The sequence below is a fragment of the Halomonas sp. NCCP-2165 genome, assembly GCF_023708045.1.
Classification (GTDB): Bacteria; Pseudomonadota; Gammaproteobacteria; order Pseudomonadales; family Halomonadaceae; genus Bisbaumannia; species Bisbaumannia pacifica.
In genome coordinates this window covers 1-1,864 of sequence record NZ_BRCY01000058.1, presented here as the reverse complement: position 1 = coordinate 1,864, position 1,864 = coordinate 1, and the positions used below count along the sequence as shown (strand labels likewise).

General features: G+C 75.5%; 1 protein-coding gene. It reads right to left on the bottom strand.

Annotation, left to right across the window (positions count from 1 at the left end):
- Positions 1 to 54 precede the first annotated feature (54 nt).
- Positions 55 to 1,791: a tetratricopeptide repeat protein gene (locus NFU04_RS16285; RefSeq protein WP_251310451.1), complete on the bottom strand. Its 1,737-nt coding sequence runs from the start codon at positions 1,789 to 1,791 to the stop codon at positions 55 to 57.
- Positions 1,792 to 1,864 lie beyond the last annotated feature (73 nt).

Here is a 1,864-nt window from a genome sequence, read left to right as displayed (position 1 = left end):
GGGTGGCACAGCCGGCCAGCAGGGCCAGCATCAGCAGGGGGGCGAGCAGTCGCGTCATGGGGTGTCCCGGTCAAGCAGAGAGGGCTGGCGTTGCAGCAGGTCGTCGATCAAGGGGCGTGTCGCGAAGCGTTCCAGGGCCTCGGCGAGGCGGGCTCGGGCCTCGTCGTGGCGGCCCAGGGCCCAGAGCACCTCGATCAGGTGGGCGGCCACTTCCTGGTCCGGCATCAGCGCGTAGGCGCGCTCCAGGTGGGGCAGGGCGGCCTCGGGGGCGCCCTGGCGATAGCGCAGCCAGCCCAGGCTATCGAGGATGGCGGCGTTATCGGGGGCCAGCTCGTGGGCCCGGGTGATCAGGTCCTCGGCCTCGTCGAGGCGGCGATCCTCGTCCGCATAGGTGTAGCCCAGGGCATTCAGGGCCAGGGCGTTGTCCGGGTCGCGGCGCAGCAGTTCGCGCAGGTCGGCTTCCATGGCGGCGACCTCGCCGGCCTGGTAGGCCCGCATGGCGCGCAGGTAACGCAGCTCGGCGTCGGCCGGGTGGCGCACCAGCAGGCGGTCCAGCAGGGCCGTCGCCTCGGCGGAGCGCTCGCGCTCGTCGAGCAGTTCCACCTCCAGGACGGCCAGGCGGCTGGCCTCGTCGGGATGGCGGCGGCGCTCCTCGGCGAGCCACTCGCGGGCCTCGTCGAAGCGTCCCGCCTCGTCGAGCAGGCGGACCGCCTGCAGGCGGGCGGCGAGGAAGACCTCCCCCGGCGGCACCTGGCGATAGTAGAGCAGGGCATTGTCCACCTCGCCCTCGGCGGCGGCGATGCCGCCCAGCAGCAGGTAGGCCGGCGCCGGGGTGTCGTCGGCGTCGATCAGCGGCAGCAGCAGGCGGCGGGCCGGGGCCGGGGCGTCATGCTCCAGGTAGAGGCGCGCCAGCGCCAGGCGCAGCTCCTGGTGTTCGCCGTGGTAGGCCAGCAGGCTGTCGGTCTGGGCCTCGGCGGCGGCCACCCGGCCCAGCTGCAGCTCCGCCTGGGCCAGGGCCAGGGTGAAGCGGCTGTCGTCCGGGGCCAATGCCAGGCCGCGCCGCGCCGCGCGCCGGGCGCCGGCGCCGTCCTCGGCCTCCAGGGCCAGTTGGGCGCGCAGCAGCCACAGGGCCGGATCATGGGGGCGCGCCTCGGCGAGGCGGGTCAGCCGGGCCTCGGCGGCGAGGCGCTCGCCGCTGGCGGCCTCCAGCAGGGCGGTGGCCAGGGCCGCGTCATGATGTCGCGGCGCCTCAGTGGGCAGCGTCTCGAGGAAGGCGCGCAGCCGCTCCCGCAGCGGCGGCAGGTAGGCGCCCTGCTCGATGGCCAGCTCGGCGAAGCCGGCGAGATCGCCTTCAGCGCCGCGTTCGCTCAACGCCAGGCGTGCCTCCAGGGCGCCCTCCCAGTCGCCCCGCTGCAGGGCCAGGCTGGCCAGCAGGCGCAGCGGTCCTTGTGCCTCGGGGGCCTGCTCCTGCCAGCGGCGGGCGGCCTCCTCCAGCAGGCTCATGTCCTCGCTGAAGCGCGCCGCCAGGGCGGCGCGCTCCACCAGGGCGGGGTCGCCGTAGCGCTCGGCGGCGCTCAGGTAGCCCTCGGTGGCGCGCCGGTAGTCGCCGCGCTGGCCGGCCAGCTCCGCCGTCAGCAGGCTGGCCAGGCCCTCGGCGTCCAGGCCCTGGGTCACCGGCGGGGCGCTGGCCAGGGGATCCGCCACCGGCGGTGCCGGGGGCGTGAAGGGCGTCCCCTGGCAGGCGGCGAGCAGGGTGCTGAGCAGCAGGGGAGGCAGCAGGCGTGGGGGCATGGTGAGCTCATTCCGTGGAACCTGGCCTCAGCATAACGGCTGAGGGGGGGGAGGCAACAGGGCAATGTGGGGG

What these genes read in the sequence shown, in the direction of transcription:
- NFU04_RS16285 (WP_251310451.1), bottom strand. Translation starts at nt 1,791, where the DNA reads ATGCCCCCACGCCTGCTGCCTCCCCTGCTGCTCAGCACCCTGCTCGCC.